The sequence below is a fragment of the Aphanothece hegewaldii CCALA 016 genome (assembly GCF_003007785.1).
Classification (GTDB): domain Bacteria; phylum Cyanobacteriota; class Cyanobacteriia; order Cyanobacteriales; family Microcystaceae; genus Chroococcus; species Chroococcus hegewaldii.
This window is the reverse complement of record NZ_PXOH01000014.1, coordinates 34,806-56,440: the sequence shown is the minus strand read 5'-3', so window position 1 is coordinate 56,440 and position 21,635 is coordinate 34,806. Positions and strand designations below refer to the sequence as shown.

The 21,635-nt window shown below is 37.8% G+C and carries 19 protein-coding genes; 12 read left to right on the top strand and 7 right to left on the bottom strand.

Annotated features, from left to right (window positions below; genetic code table 11):
* Positions 1-73 precede the first annotated feature (73 nt).
* The 6 genes from argS (at position 74) to wecB (ending at position 7,343) form a co-directional block, all read left to right on the top strand.
* Positions 74-1,831: an arginine--tRNA ligase gene (gene argS, locus C7H19_RS13710; RefSeq protein WP_106457446.1), complete on the top strand. Its 1,758-nt coding sequence runs from the start codon at positions 74-76 to the stop codon at positions 1,829-1,831.
* 365 nt (positions 1,832-2,196) lie between these two features.
* Positions 2,197-2,778 (top strand): protoporphyrinogen oxidase HemJ, encoded by a 582-nt coding sequence (gene hemJ / locus C7H19_RS13705; protein WP_106457445.1) that lies wholly within the window; start codon positions 2,197-2,199, stop codon positions 2,776-2,778.
* A 75-nt stretch (positions 2,779-2,853) separates the two neighbouring features.
* Positions 2,854-3,930, top strand: a complete 1,077-nt coding sequence (gene bchI / locus C7H19_RS13700) for a magnesium chelatase ATPase subunit I (RefSeq protein WP_106457444.1) — start codon at positions 2,854-2,856, stop codon at positions 3,928-3,930.
* Between the two features lie 31 nt (positions 3,931-3,961).
* Positions 3,962-4,834 (top strand): ABC transporter ATP-binding protein, encoded by an 873-nt coding sequence (locus tag C7H19_RS13695; RefSeq protein WP_245927518.1) that lies wholly within the window; start codon positions 3,962-3,964, stop codon positions 4,832-4,834.
* A gap of 33 nt (positions 4,835-4,867) precedes the next feature.
* Entirely contained in the window at positions 4,868-6,220 is a 1,353-nt protein-coding gene (locus C7H19_RS13690; protein ID WP_106457442.1) for an MlaD family protein, read from the top strand.
* A gap of 16 nt (positions 6,221-6,236) precedes the next feature.
* Complete coding sequence (gene wecB, locus C7H19_RS13685; RefSeq protein WP_106457441.1) at positions 6,237-7,343, top strand: non-hydrolyzing UDP-N-acetylglucosamine 2-epimerase; 1,107 nt, start codon at positions 6,237-6,239, stop codon at positions 7,341-7,343.
* Between the two features lie 122 nt (positions 7,344-7,465).
* Here wecB and C7H19_RS13680 read toward each other — a convergent pair whose 3' ends face one another.
* On the bottom strand, positions 7,466-7,681 hold the full coding sequence (locus C7H19_RS13680) for a hypothetical protein (RefSeq protein WP_106457440.1): 216 nt from the start codon (positions 7,679-7,681) through the stop codon (positions 7,466-7,468).
* A 92-nt stretch (positions 7,682-7,773) separates the two neighbouring features.
* Between C7H19_RS13680 and C7H19_RS13675 the strand changes: the two genes are divergently transcribed.
* Both C7H19_RS13675 and C7H19_RS13670 read left to right on the top strand, forming a co-directional pair.
* Positions 7,774-7,857, top strand: a complete 84-nt coding sequence (locus C7H19_RS13675) for a BrnT family toxin (RefSeq protein ID WP_425428908.1) — start codon at positions 7,774-7,776, stop codon at positions 7,855-7,857.
* Complete coding sequence (locus C7H19_RS13670; RefSeq protein WP_106457438.1) at positions 7,823-8,005, top strand: hypothetical protein; 183 nt, start codon at positions 7,823-7,825, stop codon at positions 8,003-8,005. Before C7H19_RS13675 ends, C7H19_RS13670 begins: the two co-directional genes overlap by 35 nt.
* Positions 8,006-8,061: 56 nt before the next feature.
* Here the strand turns inward: C7H19_RS13670 and C7H19_RS13665 are convergent, their stop codons facing one another.
* Positions 8,062-10,479: a phosphoketolase family protein gene (locus C7H19_RS13665; RefSeq protein WP_106457437.1), complete on the bottom strand. Its 2,418-nt coding sequence runs from the start codon at positions 10,477-10,479 to the stop codon at positions 8,062-8,064.
* An 899-nt stretch (positions 10,480-11,378) separates the two neighbouring features.
* Between C7H19_RS13665 and C7H19_RS13660 the strand changes: the two genes are divergently transcribed.
* Entirely contained in the window at positions 11,379-12,542 is a 1,164-nt protein-coding gene (locus tag C7H19_RS13660; RefSeq protein ID WP_106457436.1) for a transaldolase, read from the top strand.
* A gap of 99 nt (positions 12,543-12,641) precedes the next feature.
* Here C7H19_RS13660 and trpB read toward each other — a convergent pair whose 3' ends face one another.
* A complete protein-coding gene (gene trpB / locus C7H19_RS13655) occupies positions 12,642-13,886 on the bottom strand; it encodes a tryptophan synthase subunit beta (RefSeq protein WP_106457435.1) in 1,245 nt (414 codons plus the stop codon).
* Between the two features lie 72 nt (positions 13,887-13,958).
* On the opposite strand from trpB, the gene C7H19_RS13650 reads away from it, so the two are divergent.
* On the top strand, positions 13,959-14,309 hold the full coding sequence (locus C7H19_RS13650) for a translation initiation factor (protein WP_106457434.1): 351 nt from the start codon (positions 13,959-13,961) through the stop codon (positions 14,307-14,309).
* On the opposite strand, the gene C7H19_RS13645 is transcribed toward C7H19_RS13650, so the two are convergent.
* From C7H19_RS13645 to C7H19_RS13630, 4 genes are all read right to left on the bottom strand, one after another.
* Complete coding sequence (locus tag C7H19_RS13645) at positions 14,296-14,628, bottom strand: hypothetical protein (RefSeq protein ID WP_106457433.1); 333 nt, start codon at positions 14,626-14,628, stop codon at positions 14,296-14,298. The two genes, C7H19_RS13650 and C7H19_RS13645, sit on opposite strands and share 14 nt — an antisense overlap.
* On the bottom strand, positions 14,628-15,278 hold the full coding sequence (locus tag C7H19_RS13640; protein WP_146136517.1) for a hypothetical protein: 651 nt from the start codon (positions 15,276-15,278) through the stop codon (positions 14,628-14,630). The genes C7H19_RS13645 and C7H19_RS13640 overlap by 1 nt, the downstream gene beginning before the upstream one ends.
* Before the next feature lie 592 nt (positions 15,279-15,870).
* Positions 15,871-18,450 (bottom strand): DUF3536 domain-containing protein, encoded by a 2,580-nt coding sequence (locus tag C7H19_RS13635; protein WP_106457431.1) that lies wholly within the window; start codon positions 18,448-18,450, stop codon positions 15,871-15,873.
* A 212-nt stretch (positions 18,451-18,662) separates the two neighbouring features.
* Entirely contained in the window at positions 18,663-19,097 is a 435-nt protein-coding gene (locus tag C7H19_RS13630) for a hypothetical protein (protein WP_106457430.1), read from the bottom strand.
* 177 nt (positions 19,098-19,274) lie between these two features.
* Here C7H19_RS13630 and C7H19_RS13625 point away from each other — a divergent pair, with 177 nt between their 5' ends.
* Together C7H19_RS13625 and C7H19_RS13620 are read left to right on the top strand one after the other, a co-directional pair.
* Complete coding sequence (locus C7H19_RS13625; RefSeq protein WP_106457429.1) at positions 19,275-20,363, top strand: hypothetical protein; 1,089 nt, start codon at positions 19,275-19,277, stop codon at positions 20,361-20,363.
* Positions 20,364-20,609: 246 nt separating this feature from the next.
* The gene (locus C7H19_RS13620; protein WP_106457428.1) at positions 20,610-21,629 is read left to right on the top strand and encodes a glycosyltransferase family 2 protein; all 1,020 of its coding nucleotides are present in this window, start codon (positions 20,610-20,612) and stop codon (positions 21,627-21,629) included.
* Positions 21,630-21,635 lie beyond the last annotated feature (6 nt).

Genomic DNA, 21,635 nt, shown 5'->3' with positions numbered 1-21,635 from the left:
TTCACTGTTTACTAATTCGGGGTGGGTTTTGGCTCACCCTATTGTTTTTTTAGGATAATTTGTTAAATTTATTATGAAATTAATTATAGAAGTCATTCGCTCTGAATTTAGAAAAGCATTAGGAGACGCTTTTGGAGAAGAATATTATCAAATTGATCCCTTAGTTGTTTTAGCTAGTAATCCTAAATTTGGCGATTATCAGTCTAATATTCCTCTTTCTTTGGCAAAAAAATTAGGCGAACCACCAAGAACGATCGCACAAAAAATTATTGATCATTTAAACTTAAATAATATCTGTAAACCCCCAGAAATTGCGGGACCTGGTTTTATTAATCTGAGTCTAGAACCAAGTTATTTAGAAACCCTTCTAAGTGAAATTAATCTTGACTCCCTTTTAGGAGTAGAAAAAGCCACTCATCCACAAAAAATAATCGTTGACTTTTCTAGTCCAAACATTGCTAAAGAAATGCACGTGGGACATTTACGATCTACTATTATTGGTGATTGTATTGCTAGAGTCTTAGAATTTCGAGGACATGATGTTTTAAGACTCAATCATATTGGCGATTGGGGTACACAATTTGGTATGCTTATCGCTTATCTTAAAGAAGTATATCCCGAAGTTTTAACCACTGCCGATGTGATTGATTTAGGCGATTTAGTGACGCTTTATAAACAAGCAAAAATCCGTTTTGATGAAGATGAGGTTTTCCGTGAAACTGCTAGACAAGAAGTGGTTAAATTACAAGCAGGAGAAGCATCAAGTCTTCAAGCATGGCAGCTTCTATGTAATCAATCTCGTAGAGAATTCCAGAAAATATATGATTTACTCGATATTAAATTAATCGAACGAGGCGAATCATTTTATAATCCTTTTTTAGCGGATATTGTTACAGAATTAGATAAACAAGGATTACTAGAGGAAAATGACGGCGCACAATGCGTATTTTTAGACGGATTTACGAATAAAGATGGGCAACCTTTACCCCTAATTGTACAAAAATCGGATGGAGGTTATAACTATGCTACGACTGATTTAGCAGCAATTCGTTATCGAATTACAGAAGATAAAGCAGAAAGAATAATATATGTTACAGATGCTGGACAAGCTAACCATTTTGCTCAATTTTTCCAAGTCGCTAAAAAAGCTGGATTTTTACCCGATGCGGTAGAAGTTATTCATGTTCCTTTTGGTTTAGTTTTAGGTGAAGATGGCAAGAAATTAAAAACGCGATCGGGAGAAACTGTCAAGCTAAAAGAATTATTAGATGAAGCCATTATTCAATCAAGAAAAGATTTAGAAACTCGTCTAAAAGAAGAATCAAGAACCGAAACCGAAGACTTTATTAGTAACGTATCACAAATTGTTGGTTTGAGTGCGGTTAAATATGCAGATCTCAGTCAAAATCGTATTAGTAACTATATTTTTAGTTACAAAAAAATGCTGAATCTTCAAGGCAATACAGCCCCTTATATGTTGTATGCTTATGCGAGAGTTCAAAGCATTAGTCGTGAGGGTGGAATAGATTTTAGTAATTTAGAAAAAGAAGCTCAAATTATTTTAGCTGAAGAAACCGAAATTAATTTAGCTAAACACTTACTACAACTATCTGACATTATTTTAGATGTAGAAAAAGAACTGTATCCAAATCGTTTGTGTGAATATTTGTTTGAAGTAAGCAAAAAATTTAACCAATTTTATGAAAAATGTCCCGTACTTAAATCGGAAGAACCCACTAAAACCTCGCGTTTAGTTTTATGTGATTTGACGGCAAGAACTCTAAAATTAGGATTATCTTTACTCGGAATTTCTACACTGGAGAGAATGTAAATACATTAATATTAATACCGACAGTGAATAAATTCCCTGTCTCATAGCTAAAGTCCATTAAAATGGACTAGACTCGTTGCACTGAGTCAGTTTATGGAAGATGAATATTTAATCAGGTAATTATTAGTACATTAATACAGATCCTTCAATTAGTCGGTTTTAACCGACTTAAGCTTTGAGACAGTGAATAAATTCCCTGACAATATTGATAATTTAATAATTACCGATTTATTTTTTCATCTTTTATTAATCCTTAGTGTACTACAGACCAGATTACAATTCTTAAACTTTTATTGCACAAACCGAAAAACCTTGCTCAGAAGGCATTAGACTCACAAAAGGGAACACGTGACTAAAATATCAATATGGCTTATTACTGGTTTAAAGCATTTCATCTCATTGGCGTAGTCGTTTGGTTTGCAGGGTTATTTTACCTTGTTCGTTTATTCGTTTATCATGCAGAAGCAGAGGAACAACCCGAACCCGCACGCAGCATTTTAAAAAATCAATATGAAATCATGGAAAAACGACTATATAACATCATTACCACACCAGGTATGTTAGTCACAGTCGCTATGGCAATTGGTTTAATTTCCACTGAACCCGAAATATTAAAATCAGGATGGCTTCATATTAAACTAGGATTCGTTGTCTTACTGCTGGGTTATCATCATTTTTGCGCTCGTATTATGAAGAAATTAGCCAAAAATGAGTGTAAATGGACAGGACAGCAATTTAGAGCCTTAAATGAAGCACCTACCGTCTTATTAGTGATTATCGTCATGTTAGCGGTTTTCAAAAATCAATTACCGTTAGATCTCACCACTTGGGTAATTTTTGCGCTGGTGGTAGCGATGGCGGCTTCGATTCAACTATACGCCAAAAAACGTCGTAAAGACAAAGAAAAATTACTAGAATTATCCGAGGAAACAGCACCTCAAGCTTAGACAAGTTTGTGGGAAAATGAGAAACATTGCTTAAAAAACATTAAACAAAAAATTTATCCGTAATCCACTGTAATTATGACTGCTATCCAAGCTCCTCCGAAAACACGTCGGGTTGTATTTCCATTCACTGCGATCGTTGGTCAAGAAGAAATGAAATTGGCCTTACTCTTAAATGTAATCGATCCTAAAATCGGCGGTGTCATGATTATGGGCGATCGCGGAACGGGCAAATCGACCACAATTCGCGCTTTAGCCGATCTTTTACCCGAAATTGAAGTCGTAGCAAACGATCCCTTTAATTCTCATCCTAGCGATCCTGACATGATGAGTGATGAAGTCAGAAGACAAGTAGAAGAAAACATCCCTCTACAAACAACACAGAAAAAAGTCATGATGGTTGACTTACCACTCGGTGCAACAGAAGATCGGGTCTGTGGTACGATCGACATCGAAAAAGCACTTTCAGAAGGGGTAAAAGCATTTGAACCAGGATTACTCGCCAAAGCAAACCGAGGTATTCTGTATGTAGATGAAGTGAATCTTCTTGATGATCACCTCGTTGATGTACTTCTTGACTCGGCGGCCAGTGGTTGGAATACTGTAGAAAGGGAAGGAATATCAATTCGTCATCCGGCCCAATTTGTTTTAGTTGGTTCAGGAAACCCCGAAGAAGGCGAACTTCGCCCACAGTTGTTAGATCGCTTTGGAATGCACGCAGAAATCCGCACCGTAAAAGAACCCGCTTTACGAGTTAAAATCGTCGAACAACGCTCAGACTTTGATCAAAATCCCGCTAAATTTTGTGATCAATATCAAACGGAACAAGACGCACTTCAAGAAAAATTGATTCAAGCACAGCAACTTTTAAACGAAGTGAATCTAGATTATGATCTAAGGGTGAAAATCTCAGAAGTTTGCTCTGCATTGGATGTAGACGGACTTAGAGGGGATATTGTGACGAATCGTGCCGCAAAAGCCATCACAGCCCTAGAAGGACGAAAAGAGGTTACTGTAGATGATATTCGTCGTGTCATGACTTTGTGTCTACGTCACCGTTTAAGAAAAGATCCTTTAGAATCGATCGATTCAGGTTACAAAGTGCAAAAAGAGTTTAATCGTGTCTTTGGTTTGGAAACTCCCCGGACGGAATGAATTAAACTAAAAGAAGACTATCTAAAAGGAGATGAGTGAATTTATGATTGGGCAAGATCAACCCAAAAACGCTGCATCTATCCCTACTGTTCAATCTCACTCTCCGACTCTTCCTTGTACTGAAAAAGAACCGTTAGTCGAACTCAGAGGAATTTCTAAACGGTTTGGTAATAATGTTATTTTAGATAAGCTCGATTTAACCATCTATCGCGGTGAGGCACTGGTTGTTATTGGACCTTCTGGTACTGGGAAATCTACTGTATTGCGCCTAATTGCAGGATTAACGGAACCAGATGAAGGAGAAATTTACATCAAAGGACAACTGAGAAAAGGATCAGTAGAAGATGGCGAAGAATTGATGCGAATGGCTCTTGTTTTTCAACAGTCGGCGTTATTTGATTCTTTGACGGTTGAGGAAAATGTCGGTTTTTTTCTTTATGAACATACTAACCTTTCTCGTCGTCGTATTCGAGAAATTGTCGAAGAAGCTTTACACATGATCGGATTAGAAAATATTGGCGATCGCTATCCGTCGGAACTTTCAGGAGGAATGAAAAAGCGCGTCAGTTTTGCACGTGCTTTGATTGCAAATCCCGATAATCATAGAGAACGTCCTGAGTTAGTCTTGTATGATGAACCCACCGCCGGACTTGATCCCATCGCTTCAACGGTGATCGAAGATTTAGTACGTCATTTAAAACAAAATCAAAAGGGATGCGGTTCATATGTGATGGTTTCCCACCAAGATAGTACAATTCGGCGGACGGCCGATCGCGTTGTGATGCTCTATCAAGGTCAAGTACAATGGCAAGGCGGCGTAGATGAGATTGATGTGACCGATAATGCTTTGATGCGACAATTTTTTAGTGGTAGCATTAATGGGCCGATTCGCGTCATCGATTAAACTATACTTTTATTCATCTAATGAGGCAATGCTATGCTGCGATCGCGTGCCATTCGAGAAGGTTCTATCGGAATCTTTGCCTTACTAGGACTGATTGTCTTTGGTGGGATCACTATTTGGTTACGAGGTGGTGGCTGGGGTGAAAAAACCTATCAGTTTACGACTTCTTTTCCGACAGTGGATGGAATGCAAATTGGTGCGCCAGTACGTTTTCGTGGTGTTACTGTTGGTAAAATCGTTGACTTACAACCAGGTAGTAATAAGGTTGAGGCTACGATTGAAATTTCTTCCGCCTCTTTACAAATTCCGAAAAATGTGGTTGTAACAACCAATCGTTATGGTTTAATTGGTGATGCCTCGGTTGATATTTTACCCTTGACAAAATTACCCCCCGATGTCCCTCAGATTAGCCCCTTAAGCGAAGACTGTGACTCAAATCTCGTCATTTGTCAAGGCGATCGCTTATCGGGAGAAAACGCCCCCGATATCTTTGCTAGTATGATTCAATTAGCCGAAACTTACAGCGATCAAGCTTTTGTCGATAATCTTAATAGTGCGACAAAAAATGCCTCTGTAGCGGCGGCGAGATTGGCTAGACTAACTGATGATGCTGCGATCATTCTTAGATCCGCCCAAAAAGATATATCGACGGTGACGAAAGAAATTTCCTCTGTCAGTCAATCTGCAACAAAAACCGCCGCAGATACATCTCGTTTAATTAATAATGCTAATAGTGTTGTTACAGCCAATGGAATTAAAGTTACTAAAACCGTTGATGAAACCTCACAACTGGTGAGCAATCTTAATGTGTTAATCGGGGCAAATCGTTCTAAACTGGTGGAAACGATTGATCGAATTTATACAGCTAGTTCAGAATTAAATAATTTAGCAAGCAATCTCAATACGACAGTTGGCACAGTGAATCAAACGTTAGATCAAACAGATACTCAAGCACTTGTACAAAACCTTCAAACTCTAACCGCTAATGCAGCAGAAGCATCAGCCAATTTAAGAGATTTATCGAAAAGCTTTAATGATCCGACTATCGTCGTGACGCTACAACAAACCTTAGACTCAGCCCGTGTTACTTTTGCGAATACCCAAAAACTCACATCAGATCTTGATGAAATACTCGGCGATCCTAAACTTCGTGAAAATATTCGTATTCTCATTAATGGATTGAGTAATTTAGTGTCTTCAGCAGATCATCTCGAAGAACAAATTAGGATTGCTAAATCTTTAGAACTTGCACAACAAAATTTACAAAAGACAACCTCTAATAAACTAGAATTGAATGATTTCCAACCTCAAAGTTCTGATGATTTTCTCACTCAACCTAAAATTATTGACGAAAAACAACAAAAACTAAAAGCTATTAATGATTAATTATAATTAACTAATAATGTCTATTTCTTCTATTTGTATTACCCTAGGAACACGCCCAGAAGCGATTAAACTTGCTCCAGTTATCCAAGCTTTTCGGAATTGCTCGGATTTTAAAACTCATGTTATTTTAACTGGACAACATCGAGAAATGGTCGAACAAGTCATGAATCTTTTTGACTTGCAAGCTGATGATGACCTAAATATTATGCAGCCACAACAAACATTAACTGATATTACTTATCGGAGTTTACAAGGTTTAGAAAATATATTCCAAACAATACAACCTCAATTAGTTATCGTCCAAGGCGATACAACAACAGCCTTTGCAGCAGCTTTAGCGGCTTTTTATCAAAAGATTTCTGTAGGTCATGTAGAAGCGGGTTTAAGAACAAATGATATTTATAATCCTTATCCTGAAGAAGCAAATAGACGTTTAATTTCTCAACTTACACAGCTTCATTTTGCCCCGACTCAGTTAGCGGTGAAAAATCTTAATCATTCGGGTGTAACAGGGGAAATTCATCACACGGGAAATACCGTCATTGATGCACTATTAAAAGTAGCCCAACGTCAACCCGTTTGTAATATTCCTGATTTAGACTGGACTCAATATCGAGTACTTTTAGCCACTGTGCATCGTCGAGAAAATTGGGGCGAACCGTTACAGGATATTATTAAGGGTTTTCAGCTTGTTTTAGACACCTTTCCTGATACGGCTTTATTATTACCTTTACACCGCAATCCAACGGTTAGAGAACCTATTCAAGCGGCACTCGGCGAACATCCAAGAGTTTTCTTGACAGAACCGCTAGATTATGCAGAGTTAGTCGGAGCGATTCAACGTTGTTATTTATTATTAACTGATTCTGGCGGAATTCAAGAAGAAGCCCCCAGTTTAGGAAAACCAGTTTTAGTGTTGCGGGAAACCACCGAACGCCCCGAAGCAGTGGAAGCAGGAACCGCTAAATTGATTGGTACGAATCCTAATCAGATTTTACAACAAGCTGGAGAGTTATTGAGCGATCGGACCGCTTACGAAAAAATGGCGAATGCAATTAATCCTTTTGGTGATGGGAAAGCATCAGAACGCATTGTGGAGATTGTGAGGAATTATTTGACTTAAAATTGTGGTGATAGTCAGAAATTATTGATATTAAAAATAGAAGGTTTGGAGACCAAACCCCTACGCTAATATAGATTCCACTTGTAGGGGCTTGATTTCCAAGCCCAAAAAAATTAATTCAATTAACTAAACTCATAAACAGGCGTTTCAATTATTCTTGTGGGTTGTTTTTCTTGCCATATAATTTGCTGTAATTTTTCTACAGTTTCAGGAGAGAAAAAACGCTCGCCCGTTTCAATGCTAACTCTAGCAGGTACATTTTCAATAAGATAAAATTTTCCTTCTACTTCAAGAGTATAAGTAACTTTTTGTTCCAAAAATGTTGTTGTTGAAGTCATAGTTAAATATAAAAATTATTATCTATAATTTTATCATTGCTGTAAAGTCTTCTGGACAAGCAGGAGGTCAGCTTTTAACTATTGTTTATACTGTGCGAGGTTCGAGAATCCGCTTAATTAGTGCAAGGAAGGCCACAAAAAATGAAAGAGAAATTTATTACAAGAATAACACTTGAGCAAGTTAAAAAATTAGAAGACTTAACAGATTGGGAACGTGTTGAAAAAATGTCAGAATTAGAGGTTGAGCAAAATGCTTTAACAGACCCTGACAATCAACCTATTCAACCAGGGCAGCAAGGTTTAAAGCCAAAAAAGCGTTTTTAAAAAATAGGAGTAAACTTAAAGCCTACTCCTACTAATCAATCTATGAACTTACAACCCTAGTAAGGCCATTTCCAGTTAACGATTTCCTCTTTATCGATACCGTTGGTGAAAGCGTAATCGAGGTTTTCAATAATCGCGTTCTTCATGCGTTCTTTAGCGTGTGCGGCCGCCGAACCGAGTTTAGGAACACGGTCAATCACATCAATAACGAGGTTAAAACGGTCAACTTGGTTACGAATAGCCAACTCTAAAGGAGTATTAATATTACCTTCTTCTTTGTAACCGCGAACCCGAATTCGATGTTGATTGGTACGGCGATAGGTTAGCTTATGAATTAACCAAGGATAACCATGAAAGTTGAAGATGACGGGTTTATCGGGAGTAAACAAAGTATCAAAATCTTTGTGGGATAAACCGTGAGGATGTTCAGTATCTGGAGTTAGGGTAAACAAGTCAACTACGTTAATAAAGCGGATTTTAAGTTCTGGGAACTCTTCCCTTAGAATAGCCGTAGCCGCTAAAGATTCCATCGTCGGAATGTCACCACAGCAGGCCATCACGACATCGGGTTCATCGGGGTCAGTTCCGCAATCATCGTTACTCGCCCAATCCCAGATACCAATGCCTTTAGCACAGTGTTTAATCGCTTCATCCATGCTAAGGAATTGCATATGTTTCTGTTTATCAACCACGATGACGTTTACTTTGTCTGTGCTTCGGAAAGCTTCATCAGCAACACAGAGTAAGGTATTGACATCAGGGGGTAGGTAAATGCGGACGACTTCAGCACTCTTATTAGTTACAAGGTCGATAAAACCAGGGTCTTGATGACTAAATCCGTTGTGGTCTTGCCGCCAAACCACCGAAGATAACATGATATTCATCGAAGAAACAGGCGCTCGCCAAGAAACTTCTTTAATACAAATATCAAGCCATTTCGCGTGTTGGTTGAACATGGAATCAATGACGTGAGCGAAAGCCTCATAAGTATGGAAAAAGCCATGCCGTCCCGTGAGAAGATAGCCTTCTAACCAACCCATTAAGGTATGTTCGCTCAACATCTCCATCACCCGACCATCAGGAGACATTTGGCTACAGGGGTCGTCTTCGGGAAGATAATCTGCTAACCAAGTTTTCTTAGAAACTTCGTAAACATTATCTAATTTGTTGGAAGCGGTTTCATCAGGCCCGAATAAACGGAAGTTATGTAGATTACATTTCATAATGTCCCGCATAAACTGACCCAAGGGGCGAGTATTTTCTACTTCGACAGTGCCTGGTTTTTGGACATCAATGCCATAATTACGGAAGTTGGGCAGTTTTAGGGCTTTGCGGAGTAAACCACCATTCGCGTTTAGGTTAGCACTCATCCGTAGTGTTCCCGTTGGTGCCAGTTCTTTAAGTTCAGGAATCAGCGTACCGTTTTCGTCGAAAAGTTCTTCTGGTTTATAACTTTTCATCCATTCTTCTAAAAGTTTTAGATGGTCGGGTTTGGTGTGCATTTCTCCCATCGGTACTTGATGAGAACGCCAGAAACCCTCTACTTTTTTGCCATCGACGACTTTTGGCCCTGTCCATCCTTTAGGAGAACGAAGAATAATCATCGGCCAGCGAGGACGTTTAGCCACTCCCGATGAACGCGCTTCCTGTTGAATAGCTCGAATTTGAGTAACACAATGTTCCATCGTAGCGGCCATTTTTTGATGACACTCTAGATAGTCATCGTCTTCTTTGCACTCTACGATATAAGGTGTGTAACCATAGCCGACAAATAAGCTTTCTAGTTCTTCTGTAGAAATCCGTGAAAGAATAGTTGGATTAGCAATCTTATAACCGTTGAGGTTCAAAATGGGGAGGACTGCGCCATCACGGATGGGATTCAAAAACTTATTAGAGTGCCATGATGTAGCAAGTGGTCCGGTTTCTGCTTCTCCGTCTCCTGCGACAACTGCCACAATTAAATCAGGATTATCGTAAGCGGCTCCGTAAGCATGGGAAACACTATATCCTAGCTCCCCTCCTTCATGAATTGAGCCTGGGGTTTCGGGTGTACAATGGCTACCGATATGACCAGGAAAAGAGAACTGCTTAAAGAATTTTTGCATACCCTCTTCGTCTTCGCTTTTATCGGGATAAATCTCCGAATAAGTTCCCTCTAAATATACAGGACCCAGAACCCCAGGTGCGCCATGACCAGGCCCTGCCATGAAAATCATGTTTTGGTGATATTTCTTGATAAGACGATTGAGATGGATATAAGTAAAGCTTAAAGCGGGACTTGCTCCCCAATGACCTAATAGACGATATTTAACGTGTTCAGCTTTAAGAGGTTCTTTTAAAAGAGGATTATCTCGTAAATAAATCATGCCAATGGCGAGATAGTTACAAGCACGCCAGTAAGCATGAATTTTCTGGACTTCTTCACTCTTAAGCGGGTTTGGTTCTGCTATGGATTTTTCTAATGCTGCTACCATTGACAGTTACTCCGAATTTCGCGTTTAGTTTATAAGTTGGGTTTTTCGAGAATATGAAAGAAAAATGATATATTTTTTCTTTTCTAATTTTTTTTAATGAAAGCTTTATCTAAAATTAAGTAAGCTTTATTAAAAATTGAGTTTAGCTAATGATTAAGTATTGGTTATTATAATCATTTCGGCTAATTTTTCAACATCATCAAAAGTTTAACGGGTTAAAAGACATAAAGTAATTATAATTTGATTTTTTTAAGATTTTACTTAAAATTTTGTGATTTTAAATAAACCGTACACTACCTTAAACCAATGTTGTTCAGGGATTAACTCTAATTTAATATTCTTTATTGTGTACGAAAAAAGTACGATTTGTTACAAATTTATATTTTTTTCCAAATTGGCTATAAGCATCACTGAAAAATTTAAAATTTTTTAAAACTCTCCAAGGAGAAAAGCAAAGTATTGTTTGCTTCGTCACTAATAGAGTCCCCAACTTAACAATATGTAATATAACTTTGGAAAATTGATATAATTATATCGATGTTTTTTGCGGTTTGATTACTCTTTCGTTATCAGTTTATTGATTCGCTCCTTTGAAATAAGGTTTTTTAACACTTATTGCTTTAATAAATCAGTTTAATGCTTATGTACCTGATGGCTAAAATTGTTGTTTTAATTAACTATTTTTTAATTCGAGTGAAAGAAGAGGGGTAAGACATCGTTGCGTGACTCATCGGTTTATTGTGCCTATGGGTTTTGCCTAATAGGAAAAACAATTCTCGACTAAAGTTACAGATTAACTAATTGTGTTTTCAATTCTAAAGACTTTAGTAAATTGTTCACAATGAGCTAGGTTTCTTTCGTTATATTAGGGGTGTTGCGATAAATTTTAGGAAGCATTTATGGCTAAAACCCTACTTGATCAACTCAAAGAAGTCACGGTTGTCGTAGCTGATACAGGAGATATTCAAGCCATTGAAACCTTTACCCCACAGGATGCGACTACTAATCCCTCTTTGATTACGGCTGCGGCACAAATGCCCCAGTATCAAGAGATTGTAGATACGACTCTCAGATTAGCTAGAGAAAAATTAGGTAAAGATGCGCCGGCGTTTGAGGTGGCTAAACTAGCATTTGATCGTTTGGCGGTTGCCTTTGGTATACAAATCCTGAAAATTGTTCCAGGGCGTGTTTCAACTGAAGTAGATGCCCGTTTATCTTATGATACTGATGCCACGATCGAAAAAGGTCGCTATCTGATTAGTGAATATGAAGCGGCTGGAATTTCCCGCGATCGCGTTTTGATTAAGATTGCCTCGACTTGGGAAGGGATCAAAGCGGCTGAAGTTCTCGAAAAAGAAGGAATTCACTGTAACTTAACACTATTGTTTGGTTTACATCAAGCGATCGCTTGTGGCGATGCGGGCGTTACTCTCATTTCTCCTTTTGTCGGCCGGATCTTAGATTGGTACGTCAAAGAAACTGGAAAAGACTACACTAGCACAGAAGATCCAGGTGTTCAATCTGTTACCGAAATCTACAACTATTACAAAAAGTTTGGTTACAAAACTGAGGTAATGGGGGCAAGTTTCCGTAATATTGGCGAAATTTGTGAGCTTGCGGGTTGTGATTTGTTAACCATTTCTCCGAAACTTTTAGACAATTTAAAAGCGACTGAAGCTGACTTACCTCGGAAACTCGATCCAGCGATCGCAGCCTCTTTGGACATCGAAAAACTTACCATTGATCAAGCCACTTTTGATGAAATGCACGCGGCGGATCGCATGGCAAGCGAAAAACTCTCAGAAGGTATCCAAGGTTTTACAAAAGCCTTAGAAACTCTAGAGAAATTGTTAGCCGAACGACTAGAACAAATTGAAGGAACAGCCGTCGTTTGTAATGCTGCGGCGGATATATTCAAATCCTATGATCTTGATGGCGATGGTTTAATTACTCGTGAAGAATGGCTAGGAACGGATGCTGTTTTCGATGCTTTAGATGTTAATCATGATGGCAAAATTACAGCCCAGGAAATGGTCGCAGGTTTAGGGGCTTTGGTCTGTTAATTCTTGCATTACATTGTATGTATTTTTTTAGGGTGGGCAATGCTCACCTTTTTATTCTAGTAAGGATTTGGAGACCAAACCCCTACAGGAAAAAACCTATTACAACGATAAATCTAGATATTTGGCTACTGTGTGTACATCTTTATCGCCACGTCCTGAACAGTTAATAATAATACGAGGATGACCCGATAACTGAGGACAAAGGATATCTAAATAGGCAAAAGCGTGAGAGGTTTCGAGGGCGGGGATAATACCTTCGAGTTGACAGACTCGTTGAAAAGCGGCGATCGCTTCAGCATCCGTAATACTATAGTATTCAGCCCGTTGACTATCTTTGAGATAACTGTGTTCTGGCCCCACTCCAGGATAGTCTAAACCGGCACTAATAGAATGAGCTTCGACGACTTGCCCTTCAGTATCCTGTAAAAGATAACTCATTGCACCATGCAGTACACCTGGACGACCATGAGTTAAGGTTGCTGCGTGTTTTCCTGATGCGACGCTTTCCCCTGCGGCTTCAATACCAATAATTCGGACTGAGGGATCTTTGATAAACTCATAGAATAATCCCATCGCATTAGAACCACCGCCCACACAAGCCAAAAGAATATCAGGTAAACCGCCCCATTTTTCCATGCACTGAAGACGAGTTTCTTTTCCGATGACTTGATGAAAGTCTCGTACCATCATCGGGTAAGGATGGGGACCAGCAACCGATCCTAAAATATAATGAGTGGTTTCTACATTCGTTACCCAGTCCCGTATTGCTTCAGATGTGGCATCTTTGAGGGTTCCTGTTCCTGCGGCCACGGGTTGCACGGTTGCCCCTAATAAGTTCATCCGAAACACATTTAATTTTTGGCGTTCCATATCTTGAACACCCATATAAATGATGCACTCTAAACCAAAACGAGCGCAAACGGTGGCAGTCGCTACCCCATGTTGTCCCGCACCTGTTTCGGCGATGATGCGTTTTTTGCCCATGCGTTTCGCTAATAAGACTTGAGCGAGGGCGTTATTAATTTTATGCGCTCCAGTATGGTTTAAGTCTTCTCGTTTGAGATAAATTTGCGCTCCAGTACCATCGGGTCTAGCATAATGCTGGGTGAGGCGTTCAGCAAAATATAAAGGGCTAGGTCTACCCACATAATCTTTGAGTAGTTGGTTTAATTCTTGTTGGAATTCAGGCTCATTTTTATATTGATTGTAAGCGGCTTCTAACTCAGCTAAAGCAGGCATTAGGGTTTCTGGAACATACTTCCCACCATAGGGGCCAAAGCGTCCCAATTGGTCAGGAACTTGGGTCACAGAAGATGTTTGTAGGGCGATCGGTGTAGTAGTCATGTGATAATAGATTTAATAATTCTTTAGGCGCGACATTTTTTTATAAGACTACGCCTCTTCTTCAACTTTAATATGGATTCTAAACAAAAGTCATCTCAAAAAAATAAGATTTCATATCAAGAATTTGGCAATGCTAGTTCTAGCGAAGCCTTTGAGCGGGCTACCCCAGAACTCCCCCCACAACAACAAAATATTAGAGTACAGGCTTCTCGATCGGGACGCAAGGGGAAAACAGTAACAGTCATTACAGGTTTTCAGACCAAACCCGAAACCCTAGCGCAGTTGTTGAAACAGCTTAAAAGTCAATGTGGTAGTGGGGGGACACTCAAAGATGATACGTTGGAAATACAAGGGGATCATCGTCAGAAGGTTGTACAAGTTCTCAGTGAGTTGGGGTATAAGGTTAAAATTAGTGGGGGTTGATTGAGGGACGATCGTCATGTTTAATGGTAACAAGTGATGGCTCTAGATTATTTCTCGATTCTAAGTTAATAATCTCATCAATTCCCGTAGAAAAGTCACCGCTCAGGCGTGAAGATGGTTTTAAGTAAAACCAACTGACAAGAACAGCAGTAATGATGATTAACTGTAAAATTTCTTGGGATACAATATGTCCATCTAAGAGTATAGAAATAATTCGATCGACAAGACCCACTGACCAAGCTAAGGCACCGAGTAACCAGAGTCCACCTTTGAAACTAAACGAAAAACCACCAAAATTCAATAATTTATCTTTATACATTATATTTCCTCTTTACTTTCAAGCTTTGACGCGTATAACTCAACAAACCGTTTATATAACCACATGGTTTGATGACTCGGTGTTTGATTTGATTTCAATAGATTTCTTTGGGATAATTTTTTTAAATAGGGCAGATCCTCATAAACAGTGAGAAAAGATGCAATATGCAGTAGACTCGATAACAAAAACTTCGGCCATTGCAAGTTACTATAAATATTTACCAGAAATATATGTTTGTTGCTATTTAAGGGAAAAGCATTAAAAAGCACGATCATTTTCTTGTCTTGATAGACGGGAATACTTAACTCAACTGTGTAGGGTGTGTGAAGGGTTAATTCAACTTGTACTGTCGGTTGTCTCCATATTTTCAAAATACTAAGAGGTGAACTTAATGCAGTATTGAAGGTGAGTGAACCGCCTGTGGATGTAGAATAACAACCATTAACATCGATTACTTTTAGATTACCAAGACTCAAGCTGTGTACAGTTTCGAGATGTTTTAAGTTAAGTAGATGATAGATCTGACAAATGAAAGAAAATGGCAAGATATAGAGTTGTCTGATGACATGATATTGTTGGAGTTCAGCCATTCTGGTTTTAGCTTTCTGTAAATGAATGTCCCCCAAGGGAAGTACATCATCTTTTTCCATGCTATTCGATTCTTTAATGTTTGAGTCAAACTTTAATTCAGGTTTTAAATATATCCAACAGGTAAATAGAAAAGCGGTGAAGAGAAAATGAAAGATGTTGATCACCGATATATAGTTGTCTGAAAATAACGCGACACTTCTCTCAACGGTTCCAAATAAGCAGGAGGGAACTCCTACCCACCAAATACCACTTTTAAACTGGTTTATCGAAAAATACTCTCTGCTCAACATAAACTATAGAACCGCCTTTATCACACTTGTCACTTACTGACTTAATAATGTATAAATTCTTTACTGTTCGCCCTCCATCATAAGGTATGTATTAAGTTATGTTTACATCCCCACTAAGAAAGATTGTTACGGATACTTGACAAAATAAACAATCTATATTAATCAGTTATGGGGAAATCTTTTAAAATAATGTAGGGTATGGCACTCCAAAAGAGAGTGAAATATAGGGTAGAAAGATTAAAAGAGTCATATTAAATTGGATTTCGTATAATACGCAAAAAGGACATCAGTGTTACAACTGTGTCCATCAATTTTTTATTAATTTGTAAAGACGCTTCAAAAGCGCGTCTCTATTAAATGTCTACAACCAAGAACTCACATCAATATCTAACGTTTGTCCTAAACCCAATAATGGTAACATTTGGGAGGGAGTCCAACGACAGGAAGAATAGTTATTTTGAGTGGCTTTTTCGCCGACACAATAAGGAATGATTTCATCTAATAAACGGTTGTAATAGAGTTCTTGTGCTTGTGCTAAAGATGCTCCTAAATGTAACTCATTTCCCACCGCTATCATCTGACTAATTAACTGAATTCTGACTTCTAAATAAGTGGGATCTTCATCGTGTAAAACGTTCCAGAGTAATTGTAAAACAAGACGTTCTAGAGTTTTCTTCGCTTCGGGTATTCTCAGATTACACCGTAAATGATTCGCTTCGGCGGCGATCGCTGATAATTCGACTAAATGGGTTACCATTGTCTGGGGATCATCTGTTACTTGTTCTAAAGCTGCGATCGTTTCTAAACACCGATAAGATATCGCAATTTCAGCAGCAACTTGTAACTCTTGGGGTACGGGTAATTCATCTCTAAAGAATGCGACTAATATTCCGTAATTATCTCGATAAACCTGAGTATAAAGCTGATCTAACCGTTTTTTAGTATGATCAGTCACTTGCTGCATGATGCGATGACGTTCTTCTGCGAACAGATGTTGCAGGTCAAAAGATTGATAGCCAAATAATTGACTCATTTCTATAATCATTTTGGCTACACTAGCTTGTTTGAGGGAAGCAAACAATTTTTCTTTAATCTGAGTGTAACCCCGTCTGCCATTAAAAGGTTGAATACAACAGTGAAAGTCCCATCCTCCCATATGTAACACCGAAAAGACATAATGATGACTTTCCAAGGTCATTTCTGAGGTAAGGCAAACTTGTCCAACCGCTAGAGTTAATGAACCAATTTGCTGTTTTTGGTAGTCTAATTGTTGAGCATTGTAACAATATACCCGTTGTTGGGGCTGATGAGTGGAGAATACAGAACTAATCGCATAGTGAGCAGCGACTTGTTTAAAGCTAATTTGTGCGCTTATTACTAACTGTCTGTAAACTTCGGCACCATGACCAAAAATATCGACATTACTGAGTGAAAGTTTTAAATGACGAACAAAGTCTGACTCTAAATGGATACCCGCAATATCTCCCGCTAATTCTAAAGCACGTGCCGCATATCGTAGAATTTGAGTTCCTTCGGGCCGAGAAAGTTCATCGAAAAACCAGCCACAACTCGTATACATCAATAAAGTATGACGCTGCATTTCTAATAACCGCAAAGCGTCGATTTTTTCCGCATCACTTAGGGGATAATTTTGATGACGATCAAGAAAGGGAGCGATCGTTTGGGGAGATCGTTCTAAAATGACCTCTATATATTCATCTCTGGCTAACCAAGGATCTTTAAATAACTGTTTTCCATATTCTTCGGTTACTTCGCTCAATTGATCCCGTAACCAATTTAAAGCATTTCTTAGGGGTTTGCGCCATTTTTGATGCCACGTTCCACCGCCACCACAACCACAGTCATCTTGCCAGCGATCGACACCATGTGAACAACTCCACGCGGTAACGGGTTTGAGTTCTACTTCCCAAGTGGGCGGACAAATACTGAGATAATGAGCATAGTTGGTGACTGTCCAACCTCGTTGCGGAAAATCATGAGTGAAAGCATAGGCTAAACATTTTTCGGTCCCTGCTTTGTGATGACCAAAAGTTTCGCCATCCGTTGCCGCACTTATTAACTGAGATGGACGATGATCCCCTTTAATAGCTTGACTAACTCGTCCGACTAAATGATCGCAATGGCTTAGAACATCATTAAATCCCATATCGCGGGAAATTGGCCCATCATAAAAGAATATATCAATATAACGACCATCTTTAATAAAACAACGATAAGGACGGGTGGGATCGATCTGTGAGCCTCCGACTGCTAACCATTCGGGTTCGGGATCAAGTTCGGTTGGAAAAGGACGACACCGTTGTGCTTGAGAAGGTGCAAGAATTGTAAATTTAATTCCTTCATTAATTAATGTTTCGATAGTTGCATAATCTACGGCGGTTTCAGCTAACCACATTCCTTCGGGATCACGACCAAAACGCTTTTTAAAGTCGGCTTTTCCCCAGCGAATTTGTGTTGTTTTGTCGCGTTGATTGGCGAGAGGTAAGATAATATGATTGTAGACTTGTGCGATCGCATTTCCATGACCATTGAGTCTTTGACAACTTTTTTGATCAGCTTCAATAATTCTTTGATACACTTCGATGTCATACATTTGCAACCATGACATTAGTGTTGGGCCAATATTAAAACTAAGATACTCGAAATTATTAACAATTCCAACGACTTCGCCTCGCTCATTTAAAATTCGAGCAAAAGCATTTGGACGGTAACACTCATGGTGAATGCGTTCATTCCAGTCATGAAATGGATAAGCGCTAGGCTGACGTTCAATGGTATCTAAATAAGGATTTTCCCGGGGCGGTTGGTAATAATGTCCGTGAATTGTAATATAGACCCCATTGGCTACTTTTAAGGGATCTAAATTACTTTCAATAGCATGAATAGAAATAGGTTTCGCATTTGGAGCAGTAAACGTCATAAAAAGTACCCAATAGTAAATTTATAGTCGATTGACTTAATGGGGTAGGCTGTAGCGAAATACTGGAAAGTCAAGAAAGATAAAACAAACATTAAATTAATCTAAAATTTTTATATTTCTTTCCAGTATTTGAACAGAATATCATAATTTTTAAGATACGTTAATTAGAGATTAATAATTCTCTATCTAACAACATATTACAAAATATTCCTTTACGGTTCGATCAAATAACTTGTCCATTGGGGTTGTGCATCATCATCATGTAAATCTCGTCTTAAGAGTCGCCAAGTTTTACCTTCTACCTGACGCTGTAGATAAATATCAAAAGGGTTACTCTGTTGCGTCACTTTTTGACGAGGTAGCTTAAGTTTCAGGTTATAGGTTCCTTGGAGGTGATAAGTCGCTAAATGAGCTATAAAAAGTGGGTCGATATTTTTAACCTTAATTTGGTTAAGATCAAACTGAGGACTAGAAGCCATTAAAGACTCACTTAAAGCGGTTTCTGTTTGTTTAAGCTGAAGTGCGATCGCTTTTTTGACAATTTCTCCATTGGGGGCTAATTCTATAGGTGGAGTCAAACTGCTACAAGCGTTTAACATCAAGATCAGCAGAGGAATAATAAAAATTTTTAACCAATGAGTTTTCATCTTTCTTTCTCCTTGGAGACTCCAACTGAACCTGTATTTAGGTTAATGGTGGGTTGTTGACAATTTGTCGTACAATGATTGGTGTTAAGAAGACAAGATGAGCCAGCAGACAAAATAATGGCGAAACCAAAATAACCCAAATCGCTTAAAAAAATTAATTGTGTTAGAGGGGAGAAAATGCAAGAGCCGTCAAACTTCTCAAATCAAGATTCAGAGGAACGACTTTCACAATCACAAATCATTGAGCAACTGCAAAAGACCATTACTCAATTAAATAGCCTCGTTTCTAAACTTAACACAGAATCCGTTGAAATTTTACCCTCAAAAGTAGCAGTAGATAGCTGGGTTGTCATCACAGAAAGATTAATAGAATCATTAGAACCCACTCCAGTTATAAGCGAAGAACCCATCATTATTGAACCGTCTTTTACTGAAGTTTCCTCCGAACCCACAGAACCCGAAATACCCGTCACTGTTATTTCTGAACCTGAACCCCCTGTTATTATTGTTCCTCCCGAAACCCCCCAAAGAGAGATTTCTAAAAAACCACCTTTACCCAAACCACCGCAACGAGTCATTCAAAAAGAACCCCAAGAATTTAATCGTTCACAAACTTTGTGGGATGGCGTTTTAGATACTATTCGTGCTTTCTTACCTACATCGGTTAGCAATAAATTATCGAACTGGGTATTAACAGGAATTGTCACGGGAAGTTTAGTAATTATTTTACTCACTTCTGTTTCTTTACTCAATCCTTCTCCAAAACAAGAAATTAGTGAACTTCCCAAAATTATTATTGAAGATTTACCAGTCGAAGCACCAGTGGAAGTCACTACAGAAGAACCTATTTTAGAACCCATTGAAGAAACACCTAAAATAGAACCTGAAATAATAGCTACGCCATCTGAAATAACTGCACCTGAACCACCAAAACCTATTATTATTGAGCCGCCAGCACCAGTAGTATTAACACCAGAACAAAACTTAATCGCTTCTATTCAAGCAGAAATTGATAGTTTAACTAAACAGTTTCCCGAAGGTTTAGTATCTTCTTTGCAAGCTAATTTTGTCGATAGTCTTTTAACTATTTTTGTTAATGATGATTGGTATCAATTAAGTGAATCTAAACAAGAAGAATTAGCCGATTCAGTATGGAAACGTTCTCAACAATTAGACTTTAAGAAAATAGAAATTAAAGACGCAGAAAAAGAAATTGTCGCCCGTAGTCCAGTTGTTGGTGATAATGTCATTATTGTGAAAAAGTAGGGGTTTGGTCTCTAAACCCTTTTAAAACAGTAAGGCTTTAAACATTGAACTTTCACCATTTAACTTTTTCATCAAATTTACGACTATGGACAAAAATCTTAAGTTTTGTTGATGCTTTGGCTACTTTTTGCAATTGCCTGATATAATTTCGTCAAATCAGAAAAATTTTTAAAAATTAAGCATTTATTCTTAGTTAAAAAATTCTGAGATCACTTAAATCTTGGACAATAGGCTAGGTAATTTCTAGTGAATAACGATTTTTTCATTTCTGTTATCATACCTGTTTATAATAGTGAAAAATCAATAGAAAAATGCTTAACATCTGTGATTAATTCAGATTATCAGCTTTTTGAAATTATTGTTATTGACAATCGCTCAACTGATAATTCTTCTAATATTATTGAAAAAACCGTGAAAAATGTTCCACACTCATTTATTAAATTAGAAAAAAATGTGGGACAATCTGTAGCTAGAAATATAGGTGCATTACAATCACATGGTGAGCTTCTTTTTTTTCTCGATTCGGATATTATTATTGAGTCTGATACATTAAAGCAAATTTCAGATACTTTTCACAGAAAAGCTGATATTAGCGGACTTTTTTGCTCTTATCAAATTGAGACAATTCCTTCTAACTTTTACTCGATTTATAAAAATGTCCTTCATCATTATACTCATCAATATGCTTGCGAAGACGCAGCTACTTTTTGTGGTGGATATGGTGCAATTAAAAAAGATATTTTTTTTAAAATAGGTCAGTTTAATCAAAATTATAGATGCCTTGAGGATATAGAATTAGGCTATAGACTTTATCAAGCAGGACATAAAATTTACTTGAATAAAAATATACAATTAACGCATTGTAAAGAGTATTCTTTTATTGGATTAATTAAATCAGATGTCTTGAATAGAGCCATACCGTGGACACAATTAATGTTAAAAAATCAAATATTTAAAAATGATTTGAATACGAAAATTAATAATGTTTTTAGTGTGCCTATCTCTTTTTTAATTTTATTTATATTACCTTTTGTTTTATTTTATTCATTCATTTTTTATATATTTATTTTATTAATATTATTATTAATAACCTTGAATTATCATTTTTATTATTTTGTTTTACAAAAAAAAGGATTTATGTTTACACTCAAAACAATGGTTATGAATTGGTTTAACTATATTTATAGCGGTGTTGGTCTAGTTTTAGGAATTCTGTTATATTTATATAATACTTATTTTAACATTTCATCTAATCAAAGAAATTAAAACTTG